General features: G+C 69.3%; 17 protein-coding genes. 7 read left to right on the top strand and 10 right to left on the bottom strand.

What is annotated here, in order from left to right:
- Positions 1 to 238 precede the first annotated feature (238 nt).
- Positions 239 to 676 (bottom strand): very short patch repair endonuclease, encoded by a 438-nt coding sequence (locus D472_RS0102535; protein WP_083903355.1) that lies wholly within the window; start codon positions 674 to 676, stop codon positions 239 to 241.
- Positions 677 to 730: 54 nt separating this feature from the next.
- On the opposite strand from D472_RS0102535, the gene D472_RS0102540 reads away from it, so the two are divergent.
- Positions 731 to 1,957, top strand: coding sequence for a DNA cytosine methyltransferase (locus D472_RS0102540; protein ID WP_017602934.1), 1,227 nt, complete (start codon positions 731 to 733; stop codon positions 1,955 to 1,957).
- Positions 1,958 to 2,084: 127 nt separating this feature from the next.
- On the opposite strand, the gene D472_RS0102545 is transcribed toward D472_RS0102540, so the two are convergent.
- Complete coding sequence (locus D472_RS0102545; protein ID WP_017602935.1) at positions 2,085 to 2,606, bottom strand: GNAT family N-acetyltransferase; 522 nt, start codon at positions 2,604 to 2,606, stop codon at positions 2,085 to 2,087.
- 233 nt (positions 2,607 to 2,839) lie between these two features.
- On the opposite strand from D472_RS0102545, the gene D472_RS0102550 reads away from it, so the two are divergent.
- A complete protein-coding gene (locus D472_RS0102550; RefSeq protein WP_026117315.1) occupies positions 2,840 to 3,826 on the top strand; it encodes a glycoside hydrolase family 6 protein in 987 nt (328 codons plus the stop codon).
- A 390-nt stretch (positions 3,827 to 4,216) separates the two neighbouring features.
- On the opposite strand, the gene D472_RS0102555 is transcribed toward D472_RS0102550, so the two are convergent.
- From D472_RS0102555 to D472_RS0102585, 7 genes are all read right to left on the bottom strand, one after another.
- Positions 4,217 to 5,362, bottom strand: a complete 1,146-nt coding sequence (locus D472_RS0102555; RefSeq protein WP_017602937.1) for an RNA polymerase sigma factor — start codon at positions 5,360 to 5,362, stop codon at positions 4,217 to 4,219.
- Positions 5,363 to 5,367: 5 nt separating this feature from the next.
- Positions 5,368 to 5,775, bottom strand: coding sequence for a YciI family protein (locus tag D472_RS0102560; protein WP_017602938.1), 408 nt, complete (start codon positions 5,773 to 5,775; stop codon positions 5,368 to 5,370).
- Between the two features lie 179 nt (positions 5,776 to 5,954).
- Positions 5,955 to 6,689: a thioesterase II family protein gene (locus tag D472_RS0102565; protein WP_017602939.1), complete on the bottom strand. Its 735-nt coding sequence runs from the start codon at positions 6,687 to 6,689 to the stop codon at positions 5,955 to 5,957.
- A 369-nt stretch (positions 6,690 to 7,058) separates the two neighbouring features.
- The gene (locus D472_RS0102570; protein ID WP_017602940.1) at positions 7,059 to 7,604 is read right to left on the bottom strand and encodes a copper chaperone PCu(A)C; all 546 of its coding nucleotides are present in this window, start codon (positions 7,602 to 7,604) and stop codon (positions 7,059 to 7,061) included.
- Between the two features lie 80 nt (positions 7,605 to 7,684).
- The gene (locus D472_RS0102575) at positions 7,685 to 8,920 is read right to left on the bottom strand and encodes a Dyp-type peroxidase (RefSeq protein ID WP_017602941.1); all 1,236 of its coding nucleotides are present in this window, start codon (positions 8,918 to 8,920) and stop codon (positions 7,685 to 7,687) included.
- Positions 8,917 to 9,519, bottom strand: a complete 603-nt coding sequence (locus D472_RS0102580; protein WP_026117316.1) for an SCO family protein — start codon at positions 9,517 to 9,519, stop codon at positions 8,917 to 8,919. The genes D472_RS0102575 and D472_RS0102580 overlap by 4 nt, the downstream gene beginning before the upstream one ends.
- Before the next feature lie 456 nt (positions 9,520 to 9,975).
- The gene (locus tag D472_RS0102585) at positions 9,976 to 10,545 is read right to left on the bottom strand and encodes a hypothetical protein (RefSeq protein ID WP_017602943.1); all 570 of its coding nucleotides are present in this window, start codon (positions 10,543 to 10,545) and stop codon (positions 9,976 to 9,978) included.
- A 154-nt stretch (positions 10,546 to 10,699) separates the two neighbouring features.
- Here D472_RS0102585 and D472_RS0102590 point away from each other — a divergent pair, with 154 nt between their 5' ends.
- Both D472_RS0102590 and D472_RS0102595 read left to right on the top strand, forming a co-directional pair.
- Positions 10,700 to 12,085 carry a hypothetical protein gene (locus D472_RS0102590; protein WP_017602944.1) on the top strand — a complete coding sequence of 462 codons (1,386 nt, stop codon included), beginning with the start codon at positions 10,700 to 10,702 and terminating at the stop codon, positions 12,083 to 12,085.
- A 64-nt stretch (positions 12,086 to 12,149) separates the two neighbouring features.
- Positions 12,150 to 13,115: an NAD-dependent epimerase/dehydratase family protein gene (locus tag D472_RS0102595; RefSeq protein ID WP_017602945.1), complete on the top strand. Its 966-nt coding sequence runs from the start codon at positions 12,150 to 12,152 to the stop codon at positions 13,113 to 13,115.
- A gap of 222 nt (positions 13,116 to 13,337) precedes the next feature.
- Here D472_RS0102595 and D472_RS0102605 read toward each other — a convergent pair whose 3' ends face one another.
- Positions 13,338 to 13,637 carry a hypothetical protein gene (locus D472_RS0102605; RefSeq protein WP_017602947.1) on the bottom strand — a complete coding sequence of 100 codons (300 nt, stop codon included), beginning with the start codon at positions 13,635 to 13,637 and terminating at the stop codon, positions 13,338 to 13,340.
- Between the two features lie 57 nt (positions 13,638 to 13,694).
- On the opposite strand from D472_RS0102605, the gene D472_RS24655 reads away from it, so the two are divergent.
- From D472_RS24655 to D472_RS0102620, 3 genes are all read left to right on the top strand, one after another.
- The gene (locus D472_RS24655; RefSeq protein WP_033303020.1) at positions 13,695 to 14,345 is read left to right on the top strand and encodes a hypothetical protein; all 651 of its coding nucleotides are present in this window, start codon (positions 13,695 to 13,697) and stop codon (positions 14,343 to 14,345) included.
- An 86-nt stretch (positions 14,346 to 14,431) separates the two neighbouring features.
- Entirely contained in the window at positions 14,432 to 15,073 is a 642-nt protein-coding gene (locus D472_RS0102615; protein ID WP_017602949.1) for a GTP cyclohydrolase II, read from the top strand.
- Positions 15,066 to 15,773, top strand: coding sequence for a CDP-alcohol phosphatidyltransferase family protein (locus tag D472_RS0102620; protein ID WP_017602950.1), 708 nt, complete (start codon positions 15,066 to 15,068; stop codon positions 15,771 to 15,773). The genes D472_RS0102615 and D472_RS0102620 overlap by 8 nt, the downstream gene beginning before the upstream one ends.

A 15,773-nucleotide genomic window follows, 5' to 3' on the forward strand; every position in this document is an offset into this window, starting at 1 on the left:
ACAGCGAAAACGGCCACNNNAAAACCACCCGACACCCGCCCAACCAGCACAACCCCCGGCCCCACCCGACACTCGCCCGACCACCACAACCCCCGCGCTACCTGACGCACTCGGGTCCCACCTTCAGCGTCCCCACCCAGCACCCCCCATAGGCGCCCCGAGACTCCCCCGGACACCCCACCTTCGGCGCCCCGCTCCTACCTGGAACCCCAGATAGGAAGGGCAAGCCAACGAAGTACTAGCCGGTCTCCCTTCGCACGGAGTCGACCTCGGCGATCACGCGTGCCGCCGCCACGTCGGGGTCCTCGTGCTCCCACACCCGCACGATGCGCCAGCCCTCTTCGCTCAGGCGAGCGTTGGTGTCTGCGTCGCGGGCACGGTTGACCCGTACCTTCTCGGCCCAGTAACCGGCGTTGGTGGCGGCCTTGGTGTGGTGTTCGGGGCATCCGTGCCAGAAGCACCCATCAACGAACACCGCCACCTTGAGCCGGGTGAACACCAGGTCGGCGGTGCGCCGCAGCCCCGGCAGCGGACGAGCGGAGACCCGGTAGCGCAGCCCGGCGGCGTGGACCCTGCGGCGGATGGCCAACTCCGGTCGGGTGTCGCGGCCCTTGTTGGACCTCATGCTTTTGCGAGTGCCCTCGTTCGCCGCCCGTGTCGGCCGTCGCGCGTCCATCGCCCCGATCCTAACGATTCGCCGGACCGGTAGGGCTCCTCTATCTTGAAACCCATGCTCACGGACGACTCGATCACCATCGTCGACCTGTTCTCGGGGTGTGGCGGGCTCACCGCGGGCTTCCACTCCTTTCGGGCACCGGGACGGAACACCTCCCCTTTTCGTACCGTGGGCGCGGTCGAACACGACATCGCGGCGGCCTCGACGTACGCGGCCAACTTCGGCGCTCACACGGGCGTCGAACGCGTCCACGCCGGGGACATCGAAGTCTGGGATCCGGCCGTGGTGAGCGAACCCGTGGACGTGATCCTGGGCGGCCCGCCCTGCCAGGGTTTCTCCGCACTCAACAAGAAGAACCTGGTCAAGGATCTCAGTGATGAACGCAACGTGCTCTGGCGCGAGTACGTCCGGGTGGTGCGGGCGCTACGTCCGAAGGTGTTCGTCATCGAGAACGTCGAACGCTTCCTACGCTCGGACGAGTTCGCGCTGTTGTGCGCCGAAGTCGAGCCGGGCGGGCTGCTGGAAGAATACGAACTGGCTCCGGCCCAGGTGCTGAACGCGGCCGATCACGGGGTCGCCCAGGCGCGTCGCCGCGCCATCGTGCTGGCCACACGGCGCGATGTACGTGCGGCCCACCCCGAGGGGGCGAGGCTGGGATATCCCGACCCCACCCACACACGCACGCCAGGCGGGGGTTCGTCCTCGCCAGAGGGCGCGCCGCTGCTGCCGTGGCGGACCGTGGAGTCGATCTTCGCCAAGACCCCCGCCACCACTTGCGTGACCGATCCGCCCCAACGCACCTGCGCGCCGCTCGGGGTCGAACTGCCGGGGGCCTACCGAACCTTCGAGCTGCACCTCGGTCGCAACCCCCGGCCCTTGTCCCTGCGCAGGTACCAGGCGATCCCCCCCGGTGGCAACCGAAACGACCTGCCGCCGGAGCTGTCCACACCCGCGTGGCTACGGCACCGGAACGGGTCGGGGGACGTCATGGGGCGCCTGCGCATCGACCGCCCGTCGGTGACCATCCGCACCGAGTTCTTCAAACCGGAGAAGGGACGCTACCTGCATCCCACCGAGCATCGGCCGATCACGCACATGGAGGCCGCCCATATCCAGGGGTTCGCCGAGGACTTCCGATGGTGCGGAAGCAAGTTGCAGATCGCCCGGCAAATCGGCAACGCGGTCCCGGTGGGGCTGGCCTCGGCGCTGGCCGGCCAGGTGTACCGGTACCTGGTGGAGGTGGGCGTGGTGTCCGACCCACCGCCAAACGTGACCACCTGATCACGCGAGGGCGAGCGTCGGCGGAGGACACGACTCGGGCCCACCGAAGGCTCGGAGGGCCCGGGCGATCGTCGCAACGGTGTGGAGGGAGCGTTCGGCGACATCGGCGTCGAAGAACGCCACGGCACTAGCCTGGTCGTAGGCGGAAGACCTGAAGAGACATGTCGTAGTACTTCTCGGTCTCACCGACCCATTCCATCTCGAGTCTGCGCGCGACCGCGATGGCTCGTTCGTTCGAGGGACGGGCGACCGCGAACACCTCTTCGATCCCCTGTTTGAACGCCCAGGAGATGAGGGCCCGACTCGCCTCGGTGGCATATCCCTGACCCCACACGTCCGGGCGTAGGGCCCAGGTCAGTTCGAAGTCCTCCTCGAAGGGCGGGAGCAGCTTCAGTGAAAGCCCTCCCACCAACTCTCCGTCCTCCTTACGAACGATCGCCCAACGCCCGGCCGGTGGGATCAGGTTCGGTCCCGCCTCGATCCAGGCATGGAGCACCGAGCGCATGGCGCTGATGTCGGTCACCGGTTGCCATTCCGGCGTCAGCCAGCGTCCCACCTCGTCGGCCCCGTAGATCCGCAGGGCCGCTTCGGCGTCGTCCGGCTTCCACTCCCTGATCAGGAGTCGGTCGGTCGGCAGCTCAAGGCTCATACCACAACGGTAACCCGATACGAAGCACCGGCACAGGGGGGCCACACCAAGAGTCCGGCCCTCTTGTGTCGATGCCTGGTCACCGAAGTCACGCCGATGATGGCGATGACGTGCGCACGGATGAAGCTTTCCGTGACCCCCTTCACACGGGGCGCGACAATCGTTAGGGTGACCCCATCTGGGAGCGCTCCCAGATGCGGATCCCATCTCCCACCCGCTCAAGGAGTGAAGTGATGCCATCGCCACGCCTGGCCTTAGGCGCCGTGACCGCAGCGACTCTGGGGCTGCTCGTCACCGGCTGCGCCACGGCCGCGCAGACCGTCTCCCACACCGAGGAGGCCCCCGTGACGACTCAGGACAGCGGGTTCTACGTCAACCCCGACACCGCCGCCGCCCGATGGGTGGCCGACAACCCCGACGACCACCGCGCCGCGCTCATCGAAGAGCGCATCACCAACGTGGCCCAGGCCACCTGGTTCGCCAACTACGATCCCTCCACCATCGAATCCGAGGTGGACGCGCTGGCCGGCGCCGCGCAGGCCGAGGGAACCGTGCCGGTCATGGTCGTCTACAACGTCCCCGGCCGTGACTGCGGCAACCACAGCGACGGCGGCGCCCCCGACCACCAGTCCTACCGGGCCTGGGTCGACTCCTTCGCCGCCGGGCTCGACGGTCGCCCCGCCACCATCGTGGTCGAGCCCGACGCCCTGTCCCTCATGGGCTCCTGTGCGGGACAGCCTCCGACCGAGGTGATGGAGTCGATCTCCTACGCCGCGAGCACTCTGAAGGCGGGTTCGGATCAGGCTCGCGTGTACCTGGACATCGGCAACTCGAACTGGCACTCCCCTGAGCGGGTCGCCGAACTGCTGCACGACGTGGACGCCGGCACCACCGCCGACGGCATCGCGACCAACACCTCCAACTACCGCACGACCCAGGACGAGGTCGCCTACGCCGAGGCCATCATCTCCGCCAGTGGACTGGACCTGACCGCGATCGTGGACACCAGCCGCAACGGCAACGGGCCCACCCACGACAGCGAGTGGTGCGACCCGCCCGGCCGTGCTCTGGGTACCCCCACCACCACCGACACCGGTAGCGCGGTCGTGGACGCCTTCGTGTGGGTGAAACTGCCCGGTGAGGCCGACGGCTGCGCCGGACCGGCCGGATCCTTCATCCCCGACATCGCTTACGAGCTGGCACAGAACGCCGGCGGCTGACCGACGTGAACGCGGCGGCCGGATCCCGCCGCGACCGCCGGGCCCGGTCCCCTGGGCCCGGCGGTTTCGCAGATGAGCATGGGGAGCGCTTTGACGGCCCCTTGGCCCCACCTCCAAGGCACAGACCATGCTCGTGGCGTGCGCGAGCGATCCTTGAGCGCACGGGTTCCCACCTTCGACGTCCTGAGGCCGGGGCCCGATGGACACCGTTTCGGCCCGTCCCCAAGGGCCCGTGGTACGGCCACCCCGAGCCACCGATCGATGTCGGACGCGGTCTGGCCCACTCGGCGATTCAGGCGCACCTTCACGAGCGACCCCACGCACACCCGACACACGACCAGGGCCGCCCTCCGACTCGGTCGCCGCGGGTCGGGTCCGGCACCTACGGGTTCAGGGTTTCCGATCGGTGTTGAGTCGGGCGGCCCGGCGTGTCAGGTGCTCACGTTCAGCGAGGTTCGATGCCTCGTGAGCCGCCTCAGCGTACAACCGTGCCGCCGTGGCCAGGTCTCCGGCCCGTTCGTACAGGTGGGCCGCCACCGCGGTGTGCCGAGGCAGCCTCTGGTCCACCTCCGATAGCGCCGCGAGGCCGGCGTGCGGCCCGTCGGCCTCACCGACGGCCACCGCGCGGTTGAGTGGTATGACCGGGTTGTCGGTCAGAGTCACGAGTTCGTCGTACCACTCGACGATCTGCGCCCAGTCGGTCTCTTCGGTGGTGCGCGCGTCGGCGTGCAGCGCCGCGATGGCGGCCTGGGCCTGATAGGGGCCCAGGCGATCGCGGGCCAAGGCTCCTTGCAAGATTCGGACGCCCTCGGTGATCAGTCCGGTGTCCCAACGGCCACGGTCTTGTTCGGCGAGCGGCACCAGGATGCCTTCGGGAGTGGTACGCGCGGCGCGCCGGGCGTGGTGCAACAGCATGAGGGCGAGCAGCCCCGCCACCTCGGGGTGGTCGATGACGGCCGCGAGGTGGCGGGTGAGCCGGATGGCCTCGGCGGCCAGGTCGACGTCACCGGAGTAGCCCTCGTTGAAGACCAGGTACAGGACGTGCAGCACGGTGGCCACGTCGCCGGGCCGATCCAGACGCTCCCCCGAGACCGTGCGCTTGGCGCGGCTGATGCGCTGCGCCACGGTGGCCTCGGGCACCATGTAGGCCCGGGCGATCTGGCGGGTGGTCAGTCCGCCGACGGCGCGCAGGGTGAGCGCGACCGCGGATGACGGGCTCAGGTCCGGGTGGGCGCACAGGAAGTACAGCCAAAGCGTGTCGTCCCTCCCGGGCACGGGTCCGGGTCCGGGCTCCTCGTCGACGAGTTCCTCGCGTCGTCGGCGGGCGGTCTCGGAGCGGGTCGCGTCGAGAAACCGGCGCCAGGCCACGGTCACCAGCCACCCCTTCGGGTCGCGTGGAGGTTCACCAGGCCAGACGCGGACCGCTTCGACCAGTGCGTCCTGCACGGCGTCCTCGGCCGCCGCGAAGTCGGCTCCGCGGCGAACGAGGATCGCCAGGACGGCCGGGGTCAGGTTGCGCAGTAGGGCCTCCTCCATCGGGATCATTCGGTGATGGTGGGCCCAGCGGTCAGGAACGGGCGCACCTCGAGCCACTCGTGGATCGGTCGTCCACCGGCCCCTGGCGCGGCCGAAAGTTCGCCGGCCAACTCGATGGCGCGGTCGTAGTCGTCGACGTCGATCACCATCCAACCGGCGATGAGGTCCTTGGTCTCGGCGAAGGGTCCGTCGGTGACCGGCGGGCGTCCCTCACCGTCATAACGCACGAAGGTTCCCTCCGGGGCGAGCGCTTGGCCGTCGACGAACTCCCCGGTCTCCTCCAGGCGTGCGGCGAAGTCGTTCATGTACTGAACGTGGGCTGAGACCTCTTCCGGGGTCCACTGGTCCATGGGCACGTCGTTGACCGCGGCCGGGGCGCCTCGATAGTGCTTGAGCAACAGATACTTGGCCATGGTGATCCTCCTCGGTGTCGCACGACCATGATGGTCGCGTTCGTCCCGGGGACGGAGCGGCTCGCGGATTCTCGACGTCCTCGCCGAATTTCAACGCCGAATCCTTTGCGCCGTCGAGAAGCGCGGAGCACGCCGAGGCCGGTCGGCGAGGGAGAACCATGGGTCGGGGCCTGCCTGGATCAGTCCAGTGCGGCTTGAATGTCCTTGGTGATCAGGGTGACCAGGTCACCGGTGCGGCCGGTGAAGTAGAAGTGTCCACCGGGCAAGGTGTGGTGGGCGAAGTCGCCCCGCACGTGGTCGGCCCATCCGGCGAGGCGTTCGGGGGTCATGCCCCGGTCTTCGGCGCCGCCGAAGACCGACAGCGGCACATCCAGCGGCGCGGCCCGAGGGTCGGGGCGCCAGGTGTCGACCACCTCCAAGTCGGCGCGGACCAGGGGTTCGATGTAGGCCCACAGATCAGGGTCCTCCAGCGCGTGACGCGGGGTGCCTCCCATGCGCGCGATCGCCTCGCGCAACCGTTCGGCGGAGGCCCGATGGCGGTCACGTTCGGGCCCGAGGGCGGGGCTCCACGCGGAGGCGCCCAGCCAGGTCGGCGGGGCGTCGGTAAGGCGGCGGGTCATCTCGTAGGCCACCAAGGCGCCCATGCTGTGCCCGAAGAGACCGTAGGGGCGATCCCGTTCGGGACGGACGACCCGGCACATGTGCTCGGCGAGGGCGTCGGCGCTTCGGAAGGGTTCGTCTCCGGAACTGTGGGCCCGACCGGGGGCGTCCAGCAGACAGATGTCCCAGTCTGCGGGAAAGTGGCGGACCCAGCCGCGATAACCCAGGTGCGACCCGCCGGCGTGGTGCAGGACGAACAGCCGAAAGCGACTGTGGGGGACGGTTCTGACTCGGGTCAGGGCACCTTCGTGCACGGCCTGCTCGCTTTCCTACCTATGGGTAACAACGCGAACCTACCAGTCGGTAATAAAGGGAGGCGACCGGAGCCCTCCCACTCGATTCCACTTCCGCTCCATGAATGAGGCCGCCGGAAACAGCGCGAGCACGAAAATCCCTCGCGGGGGCGATGGCGGTCCGCCACACTAGTGCCGATCGGGGGTGGCGCGGTGCCGTGCGGAGTAGCCACGCCGGGGCCGGCCACCGGTCTCCTGCCCTTGCCGGTCCCAAGAGTGCCCCGCCTGGTCGATCCGGTGGGCGCCCCGCCACCCCGGGCACGGTCGTGGTCCGGGTCGAGGACACGAAGGGCTGAGGGACTCCGCGTCGTCCGAACCCCCGAGGTGGGCTCAGTGGTGGTCGGCATGGTCGCCGTGGTCGTCCTCGCCTCCGGTCATCTCCCGCACCGGTACCTCCAACTCCACCTCGGCCCCACCCTTCAAGCCCAGGGTGACGGCGACCGTGTCCCCCACCTCCAAGGGCTCGGGGATGTCGTTGACCATGATGTGAAAACCCCCGCTCTCCAACTCGGTGGTCTCACCGGCCGGCACGGGGACCTCCCCGACCTCGCGCATCACCGAGGCCCCCGATTCAGTGCTCCGGGTGGTGTGCATCCGCGCTTGGGGCGAAGCGTCGGTGCTCACCGAGGTGAGCGCGTCGTCGTACTCACCGTCGTTGGTGATGGACAGGTAGACCACCCCCACCTCGGGGTTGGCCGGTTCGGGCATCCACGCGTCCTCGACGAGCAGGTCCCCCACTCGGGCCCGGGCACCCTGCTCGGCCTCGACCACGGCGCGCTCCGGCTCCGGTTCGGTAGTGGTCCCACAGGCGGTCACCAGAAGGGGCAAGGCCAGTGCCGCCAGGGTCGTGCGTCGTGGGATCCGGTCGTTGTGCATCGCGTTTCCTTCGTCGTGCGGCGTTGTCGTTCGGTCATCGATGTCGTCGGTGCCCCGCCCTGGGAGATACGCCTCTTCGGTCACGACCACAGTTCGTGGGCCATGAACGGTTCGTCCTCACGTACCGGTGGCACCGCGAACACGGCGCTGCCCTCGTGGCGGACGTACTCGTTGAGCGCGTCCCCGCCCTCGTCCAGGTGACGCTGCACCGCCGTGAACCCGGTGCGCGGGTCGGCCTGCCACGCGGTGAACAACAACCCGGCCTCGGCCCGCCCACCCGGACCCCACCCCAGGTCGTAGTTGAACCCGCGCCGCAACATGCGCGCCCCCAGGGTGTGTTCGGGCGAGGCCAACCGGATGTGGGCGTTGGCGGCGATCACCGGCTCCCCGTCCTCGCCCTTGGCGGACAGGTCGGGACGGTCGTCCTCGTTCTCGCCGCCCAAAGGCGCCCCATCGTCCAACCGGCGCCCCACCGAGCGTTCGCGTTCCTGTGGTGACAGATCGAACCAGTCGTCCAGAAGCATCCGAATGCGCCGCACCACCACGTAGGTACCACCGTCCATCCACGAGGTCGCCGCATCGGTGTGGGAAGCCACCACCTGCGAGGCGAAGATCGCCTCCTCCGGATGAGGGTTGACCGTGCCGTCGATCTGCCCCATGAGGTTGCGCGGGGTAGCCGAGGAATCCTGAGCGGTGGCGGCGCCGCGCTGAAACCCCGGCAACGCCCACCGCACCCGGGCGTGTTCGCGCACCGATCCCAGCAGGTGACGCACGGCGGCACTGACCACCACCGGGTCCTCCGCCCCCACGTGCAACATCAGGTCACCGCCGCACAGGGCCGGATCGAGCCGGTCGGTGGAAAAATCCGGTAGATCCTCCAGTTCCTCGGGGCGCCGGTCCTCCAGGCCGGCCCGTTCCAACAACGAGGGGCCCAACCCCAGGGTGATGCCGAGGGAGGCCGGATGCAGACCCTGGGTGGGCGAGCCCTCCATGACCCCTTCCGTGCCGTGTTCGTGCAGTTCACGCACCTGCTCCCGCCACAGACCCAACACCGAACGGGCCTGTTGGGCGACCTCTGCGGGGGTGTCCGCGCTCAGGTCGAGCGCGATCACGTGGACGTGGGCCGGGGTGGGTGTGTGGAGGGCGGGCGGCAGACCTTCCCGAGGGCCGCTCCTGGACAGGACCCGCTCCCGGACCGAATCAGGCTCCTGCCCACGATCGACAGCCGCACCGATCAGACCTCCGGTGAGCAGGCCGGTGGCCCCCGCCGCGCCCAGTCCGGCGAACAATCCGCGCCGCGAGGGTCCCTGACTCACAGCAACTCCTCGGTCAGCGCCGGGAGCAGCTCCGCGATCCGGTCGGCCTCCACACCCTCGTCGAACATGCCCGCGGCCGCACCATCAGGGGTGAGGACGACGATGCGACCACCGTGCGAGACCAGGTACTCGCCCTCGCTCTCTTGGGGCGCCTCGATCGGAATCCCATAATCCCGAGCGGCCTGGACGGTGGCGTCGATGTCACCCCGCACCCCCTGGAAGGCGGGGTCGAAGCGATCCAACCAGGAACGCAGTTGTTCGTCGGTGTCGCGGTCCGGGTCACTGCTGACCATGACCACATCGAAGTCCTCGGCCACCTCACCGGCGCTCTCCAGGGCCAGGTCGATCTCGGCCATGGTCATGGGGCACACGTCGGGGCAGCTGGTGTAGCCGAAGAACAGCAGGGTCAGGCGGTCCTGGGCCACGTCGGTGAAGTTCCAGGGCTCCCCATCCACGGTGACCAGTTCGATGTTCGAGGCCGCCATGGGATCGTCCGACAAATCCAGGTACTGTTCGGCGTCGGCCAGGCCGGGCGTGGGCGAGCAGGCGGTGACCAGCACCAGTGCCAGGCCCGCCAGGGCCACTGTCCCGCCACGCACCCACCGGGACGGGGTCCTCCCATCGGGGCCCCGGGACGAAGAGGACACTCGTGCTCCCCGCGTATTCGCGCCGATGGCAGGGTGACGGTACCGGTTCACGACGGCTCTCCTTCAGTTCAGGGTGGTCGAGTGAGTGACAAGGGCCAGGCCGTTCCCACGGCCTGGCACGGCGGGGGGGACGAATCGGATGGGACCTGCCTTGAGCGACGACGCACCGCCCGGGGCCTCGCGGCGCCCTCCAGGCGAGACGCACGGGTGGGTACGCCGAGGCCGGACCCGGCCAGGGCGCACACGTGGAGTGACCGAGCGTGCCCGGATTCGGGCGCGGGGCGTGCCGCTCAGAGGCACGGGAACACCACGAGAGCGGGCGAAGACGACCCGGGCAGGACCCGCCGAGGAGGGTTTTCGGCGATGATGACGGAATCCGGCTCACACCGGGGTTCGCTCGCGCACGGGTCAGGCGGCGAACACCGGGGGCGGCCCCCTCAGGACACGGGTGTGCCGCAGGCAGAGCACACCGGCGCACGAGGGCCCGTGGACCGGGACGAACCGGGGCGCAGTGACCGCTGTCGGCTCGGGCACGGCCTTGGACACCGGCAGCAAGGGAGCCAAGGAGGCCCCCATGAACCGCAGGAAGGCGAAGAGGAGGTCCTCGCCCAGTTTCAACCACCAGGCACTGACCAGGGCCATGGCCACGTGCATGGTGATCATCACCCCGGCCGGCATGGGTTCGGGCGCCAAGGCGGCCATGTGTTCGCCGTGGTCGGCGTTCCACCCCTGAGTCACGCTGAAGGTCACGTGCAGGGCCAACTGGCCCCAGAGCATGCGGGCGGCGAGCGCCCCCACCCCCATCCGCCGCAGGGAGCCGGCCCAGGCCATCGCCCCGATGACCACACCACCCAGCAGCAGACCGAACAGGGGCACCTCGTGCCCCGAACCCACCGCGTGTCCGATCGCGGACAGGCTCGCGCACACCAGGGTGAACACCCCGGCGCGCAGCGGTCGACACGGCGGGCTCTTGGACATCGTCCCCATCGTCGCACCCACCGGCGCGCACCCGGCATAGGGGTGGGATCACGCCCCGTTTCGCGAACGCTTCGCACCGGTGCCGGTTCCGCCCCAAAGAGCCCCGAGCCTCTAGACTCGTAGGGCGACTTCGGCACCGAGATGAGGTTTTTCCGTGTCCGTCTCCCCGCTCGCCCTCCTCCGCGAGTGGCCCTCCCGTACCGACGGTTCGGCCCTGCACGAGTTCCTCCTGGTCGGATCCCACATCGACCTACCCGTTCTGGAACGGGAAGTGAGCCCCGCCGCGAGCGAACTCGGCGCCGCGGTCACCGTCCTGGGGGCCACCCGAGCGGGCTCGGCCCCGGCCGCGCTCTCCCGCCCCGACCGCACACTGGCCCTGATCGAGCACACCGCCTACGAACCACTGCCCGAACTGGTCCTGCTGGTGGGCGAGGGCCACGTGGTGGCCGGGTTCGGTGGTGGCGCCCCCGGCGTGGAGCGGCGGCCCTGGACCCTCCTGCGCGGTACCCCCGACGGGGTCCCATGGGCCCTGGCCGAAACGGCCACCTGGCTGCGCGCCCGAGCCGAGACCCCGCCCGTTCCGGACCCCATGGCCCAACGCCTGATCGAGATCGCCGACCACTTGGAGGACCTGGTGTTGTCCACACCGGTGGACTCCCACACCCAGGTGGTGCACAACCTGGAACGCCCCCTCCTGGAAGCGATTCCGCGGGGCCCGGTGGACGAACTGTGCCTGTACGCTCCCCAGCGCGGTGCCGGCCCCGAGCACCTGCGCGCCCTGATCGATCACTTCTCCCCCGCCGCCGTGGTCCTCGCGGTGCCCGGTGACTGGCCTCCGGAGGATACCGAGGCGTCCCTGCACGATCTGGCCGAGGCCGGAGTGAAGGCCACGGCCCGCCCCATCGCCGAAGGTTTCCCCCCACACGGTGGGCTGGTGGAGTGGGCTTCGGGCGAGGGCCGACACGCGCTCACCCTCGGCTCCCATCTGCCCGCCCTGACCCGCCCCGTCACCGAAGCCATGACCCTGGCCGCGATCGTCCCGGCCACCGCAGCACCGCCACCCGCTTCCCCGGCCGGTTCCGTCGATCTCCCACCCCGTCTCCTCCGGGAACTGGAGGATTCCGGCTGGGAGGCGGAGTTCGACGCCGGGATCCACCGGGTGCACGGAACCTTCACCAACCCGGTCCCGGTGGCCGCCCGGGTCGCCGAACTCCTGGACACCGAAGGCTCCGACCCGGACGCGCCGATCCTCGTGCACGCACAGGGACCCAAGGCGTGGGCGTTGCTGGTCTGGAGCAAGCCGCTGATGTTGCTGGCCTCCGCGCCCCGAGGCAGCGCCTGGCGGCTGTACCGGGTCGATCCCCCCGCCACTCCCTCTTCCCGCCTGGGCGGTGGGGCCCTGTCCCAGGTCGGCCTGGTCCGTACCAGTGCGCCCCTGCACCGGGCCCCGCACCCGGACGTGAGCGCCTTCCTGCATACCCTGGACACCGACCACATCACCCTGTTGGAGCAGGTGGGATTCCTCAACACACCCTTGTGAAACACCCGACTCCAATGGGTACCGCGCAGGTCGCCGCGGTGATCACTCGCTAGAGTGGGCGTTCATGCGGATTCTCGTACTGGGCGGTACCTCGTTCGTCGGTCGGTTCATCGTGGCCGAAGCGCTCCACCAGGGACACGACCTCACCCTCTTCCACCGAGGCAGAACCGGCACCGACCTGTTCCCCGAGGCCGAACGCCTACGGGGGGACCGGGACGCGGCGGACCTGACCGCTCTGAAGGAGGGTTCCTGGGACGCCGTGGTGGACGTCAGTGCTTTCGTGCCTCGGCACGTGCGCCAGGCCGCCGAGATTCTCGCGGAAAGGGTGGGGCGTTACCTGTTCATCTCCACCAACGCCGTCTACGCGCCCGGGGCGGGTCCCGGAGCCGACGAATCCGCGCCGCTCAAGGACCCCGAATGGCACACCGAGGTGATCGACGAGGACACCTACGGCCCACTCAAGGTCGCCTGTGAGAACGAGGTCACCTCACGTTACGGCGACCGGGCCACCATCGTGCGCCCCGGAGTGCTCATCGGCCCCCACGACACCGGCGACCAGTTCACCTACTGGGTGCGTCGGGCCGCACAGGGCGGCAAGGTCGTCCTGCCCGGCGACCCCGGACAGCCGGTTCAGGTACTCGATGCCCGGGACCTGGCCCGTCTGGTGGTCCGCCTCCTGGAGGAGGGACACGAGGGGGTGTTCAACGCCATGGGACCGCCCCAGCCCTTGACCCTGGCCGAACTGATCCACACCTGCGCCGAAGCGGCCGAGAGCCATATCGAACTGGTGTTGGTGCCACCGGAGACGGTCATGGCGAAGTTCCCCTTGGTGCGCGCGGACCGCACCTGGGAGCAGTCCTTCCAACGTGACTTCGCCCGGGCCCGCGAGGTAGGACTTCCCTCGACCCCGCTGCTCACCACCGCCGCCGACGTCCTGGCCTGGGATCGGAAGCGGGGAGAGCCGCCGCTGAAGCAGGCACCCCACCCGGAGGTGGAACGCAACCTGCTGGCCTACGTCCAGGGCCGATGAGTCTCCCCCACGACCGAAGTCACAGGCTTCCCACGATGCCTGTACGGCCTCGGAAGGGGCCGGCCCGGAGGACGTTGATCGCTCCATTGACGTCGGCGTGTTCGGTGAACTCGCGTGCGAGGCGTCGAAACTCCGCCTGGGCGGCGTGACCCTTCTTTGGCACTTGCCCCACTTCGAGCACCTACGGAAGAACCGGGGTCCGGGCCAAGGGAGGCCTTCGCCCTATTCGTTTGAGGTGGCCCTCGTCAGGCGTTGACGTGCCCCACGTAGCAAACGACCGGTCGTGGCCACCGGTCGCGCCGCCGCCACCCGGGTCCGCAGAGCGCGCAACCGCACCGCGAACCTTCCCTCTCCCACCTCCGGTCCGATCACCTCGGGGTGCCCAGCGCCCTGGGCCTCGCGGAGCTCGGCGGCTCGAGCATGGAGACGTTCCCTGACCTGGTCGGGGGTGTAGGCACGACGCTCACGTTCGGCTCGTGCGATCGCCACCCCGGTGGCCGCCACACCCACGAAGGCGGCCACTCCCAACGCTTTCCACCACTTCATACTTCTAGGCTAGACCCCGTGAGCGACACGAGCCTGAACCTGGACGAAGCGGTCGAACTAACCAGAACCGGTGACCTGTGGGTGTTCCGGGGCACCAGCGTGCCGGACCGGGCCATCCAGATCACCACCAACAGCCCCGTCAACCACGTCGGCATGTCCCTGGTGATCGACGACCTGCCCCCGTTGATGTGGCACGCCGAACTGGGCCGCTCCCTGGTGGACATGTGGACCGGCACCCACCAGCGCGGAGTGCAACTGCACGACCTGCGCGACGCCGTCCTGGTCTGGGGACACCGCTACGGCCAACAAGGATGGCTTCGTCAGCTGGAACCCACAGCCGGCAAGGAGATGCAGGACGCCGCCCTGCGCATGGTGGCCCGTCTCAACGGCACCCCCTTCCCCTCCACCGCCCAGTTGGCCGGCAGGTGGGCGCTGGGGCGTATGCCGTTCGGGCGTCGAGCGCGCGAACGCCGCCTGGAGACCGCCTACTGCGCCGAGGTCGTGGCTTTGACCTACCAGGAGATGGGCCTGCTCCCCAAGGGGCGACGTCCGGGTTTCTACGACCCGGGGCGGTTCTGGAGCGGCGACTCCCTGGAATTGGAGGGTGGTGCCGCCCTGGGCGGAGAGATCCGGGTGGACCTACCCGAAAACGCCCCGGATCCCTCCAAGCGCACGGGTTCCTGAAGCCCCCTTTCCTTCAAGGAGGTTTTACCTTCCCCACGGGTGGGCAGGCGCCCGGATGTGTCGCGTCCGGCGACGGAAGGGGGCAGATGCACGAACACGCGCTGGAGGAGGAGTCGATCTCCGAATCCGAACTGGTCCTGCGTCGAGGACGGTTCCGCTGCACCGCCTTTCGTGACCCCATCGACGAGCGAGAACATCTGGCGTTGGCACTGGGTGAGATCGGCGACGGCGAACAGGTACTGGTCCGTGTGCACTCCGAATGTCTGACAGGAGACGTCTTCGGTGCGTTGCGCTGTGAGTGCGGCGACCAACTCCAGGCCGCCCTGGACATGATCGTGGCCCAAGGCCGCGGCGTGCTGGTGTACCTGCGCGGACACGAAGGACGCGGGATCGGCCTGGTGGACAAGGTCCGCACCATGGCACTTCAGGACGAACGGGGCCTGGACACCGTGGACTCGGCCACCACGCTGGGACTACCCGTGGACGTGCGCGACTACGGCCCGGCCGCGCGGTCGCTGCGCCACCAGGGCGTGCGTTCGATACGCCTGCTGTCCAACAACCCGGACAAGGTCCGCACCTTGGAGGAGCACGGGATCAAGGTGGCCGCGCGGGTGCCGCTGCTGGTGCCCGCGCACGAGGAGAACATCGACTACCTGACGGCCAAACGCGACCGGCTGGGCCACGACCTGCCCCACCTCGACGACGGCCGGACCGACCTTCGTGACTGATCCCTCCCTCTGGCGACCGGCCACGGCCCTGTGCGCCCAGATCGCCCTGCTGGCCCTACTCGGTGTGATGGTCGGGCTGAGCCCGTGGGGATGGGTGGCCGCCACCGTCTACGCGCCGGCGGTCACGGCACTGCTCCTGGTCGCCATCCGACACCATGGGCGCCGCACCCTGGGACCGGCCGACCTCGTGACCCTGGCTCGCGTCGCCCTCATCGGCACGGCCACCGCCCTGGTGGCCGACGGCGCGCACACCGCGACACTGGTGGCCGTGGTCGCTCCCGCCCTCGTCCTGGACTGGGTCGACGGCCTGGTGGCACGAGGAACCCGCACCTGTTCCGACTTCGGTGCCCGCTTCGACATGGAAGCGGACGCCTTCCTCATCCTGGTGCTCAGCGTGCAAGTGGCCCTGCGACTAGGGCCCTGGGTGTTGGTGATCGGGGTGATGCGTTACCTGTTCGCGCTCGCCTCCTGGCTCGCCCCATGGCTAGACCGCCCCCTACCACCGAGCACGGCGCGCAAGACGGTGGCCGCGGCACAAGGGGTCGTCCTGCTGGTGGCGGCCTCCGAGCTACTACCCGAAACGGTGACCACGGCAACGGTCACGGGAGCGTTGGCCGCCCTAGTGTGGTCCTTCGGACGTGATGTGGTGGGGTTGTGGCGAACACGGCCGGCACCCACCGGCGTCACCGAAAGGAGTTGA

Source organism: Nocardiopsis alkaliphila YIM 80379, assembly GCF_000341005.1.
Classification (GTDB): domain Bacteria; phylum Actinomycetota; class Actinomycetes; order Streptosporangiales; family Streptosporangiaceae; genus Nocardiopsis; species Nocardiopsis alkaliphila.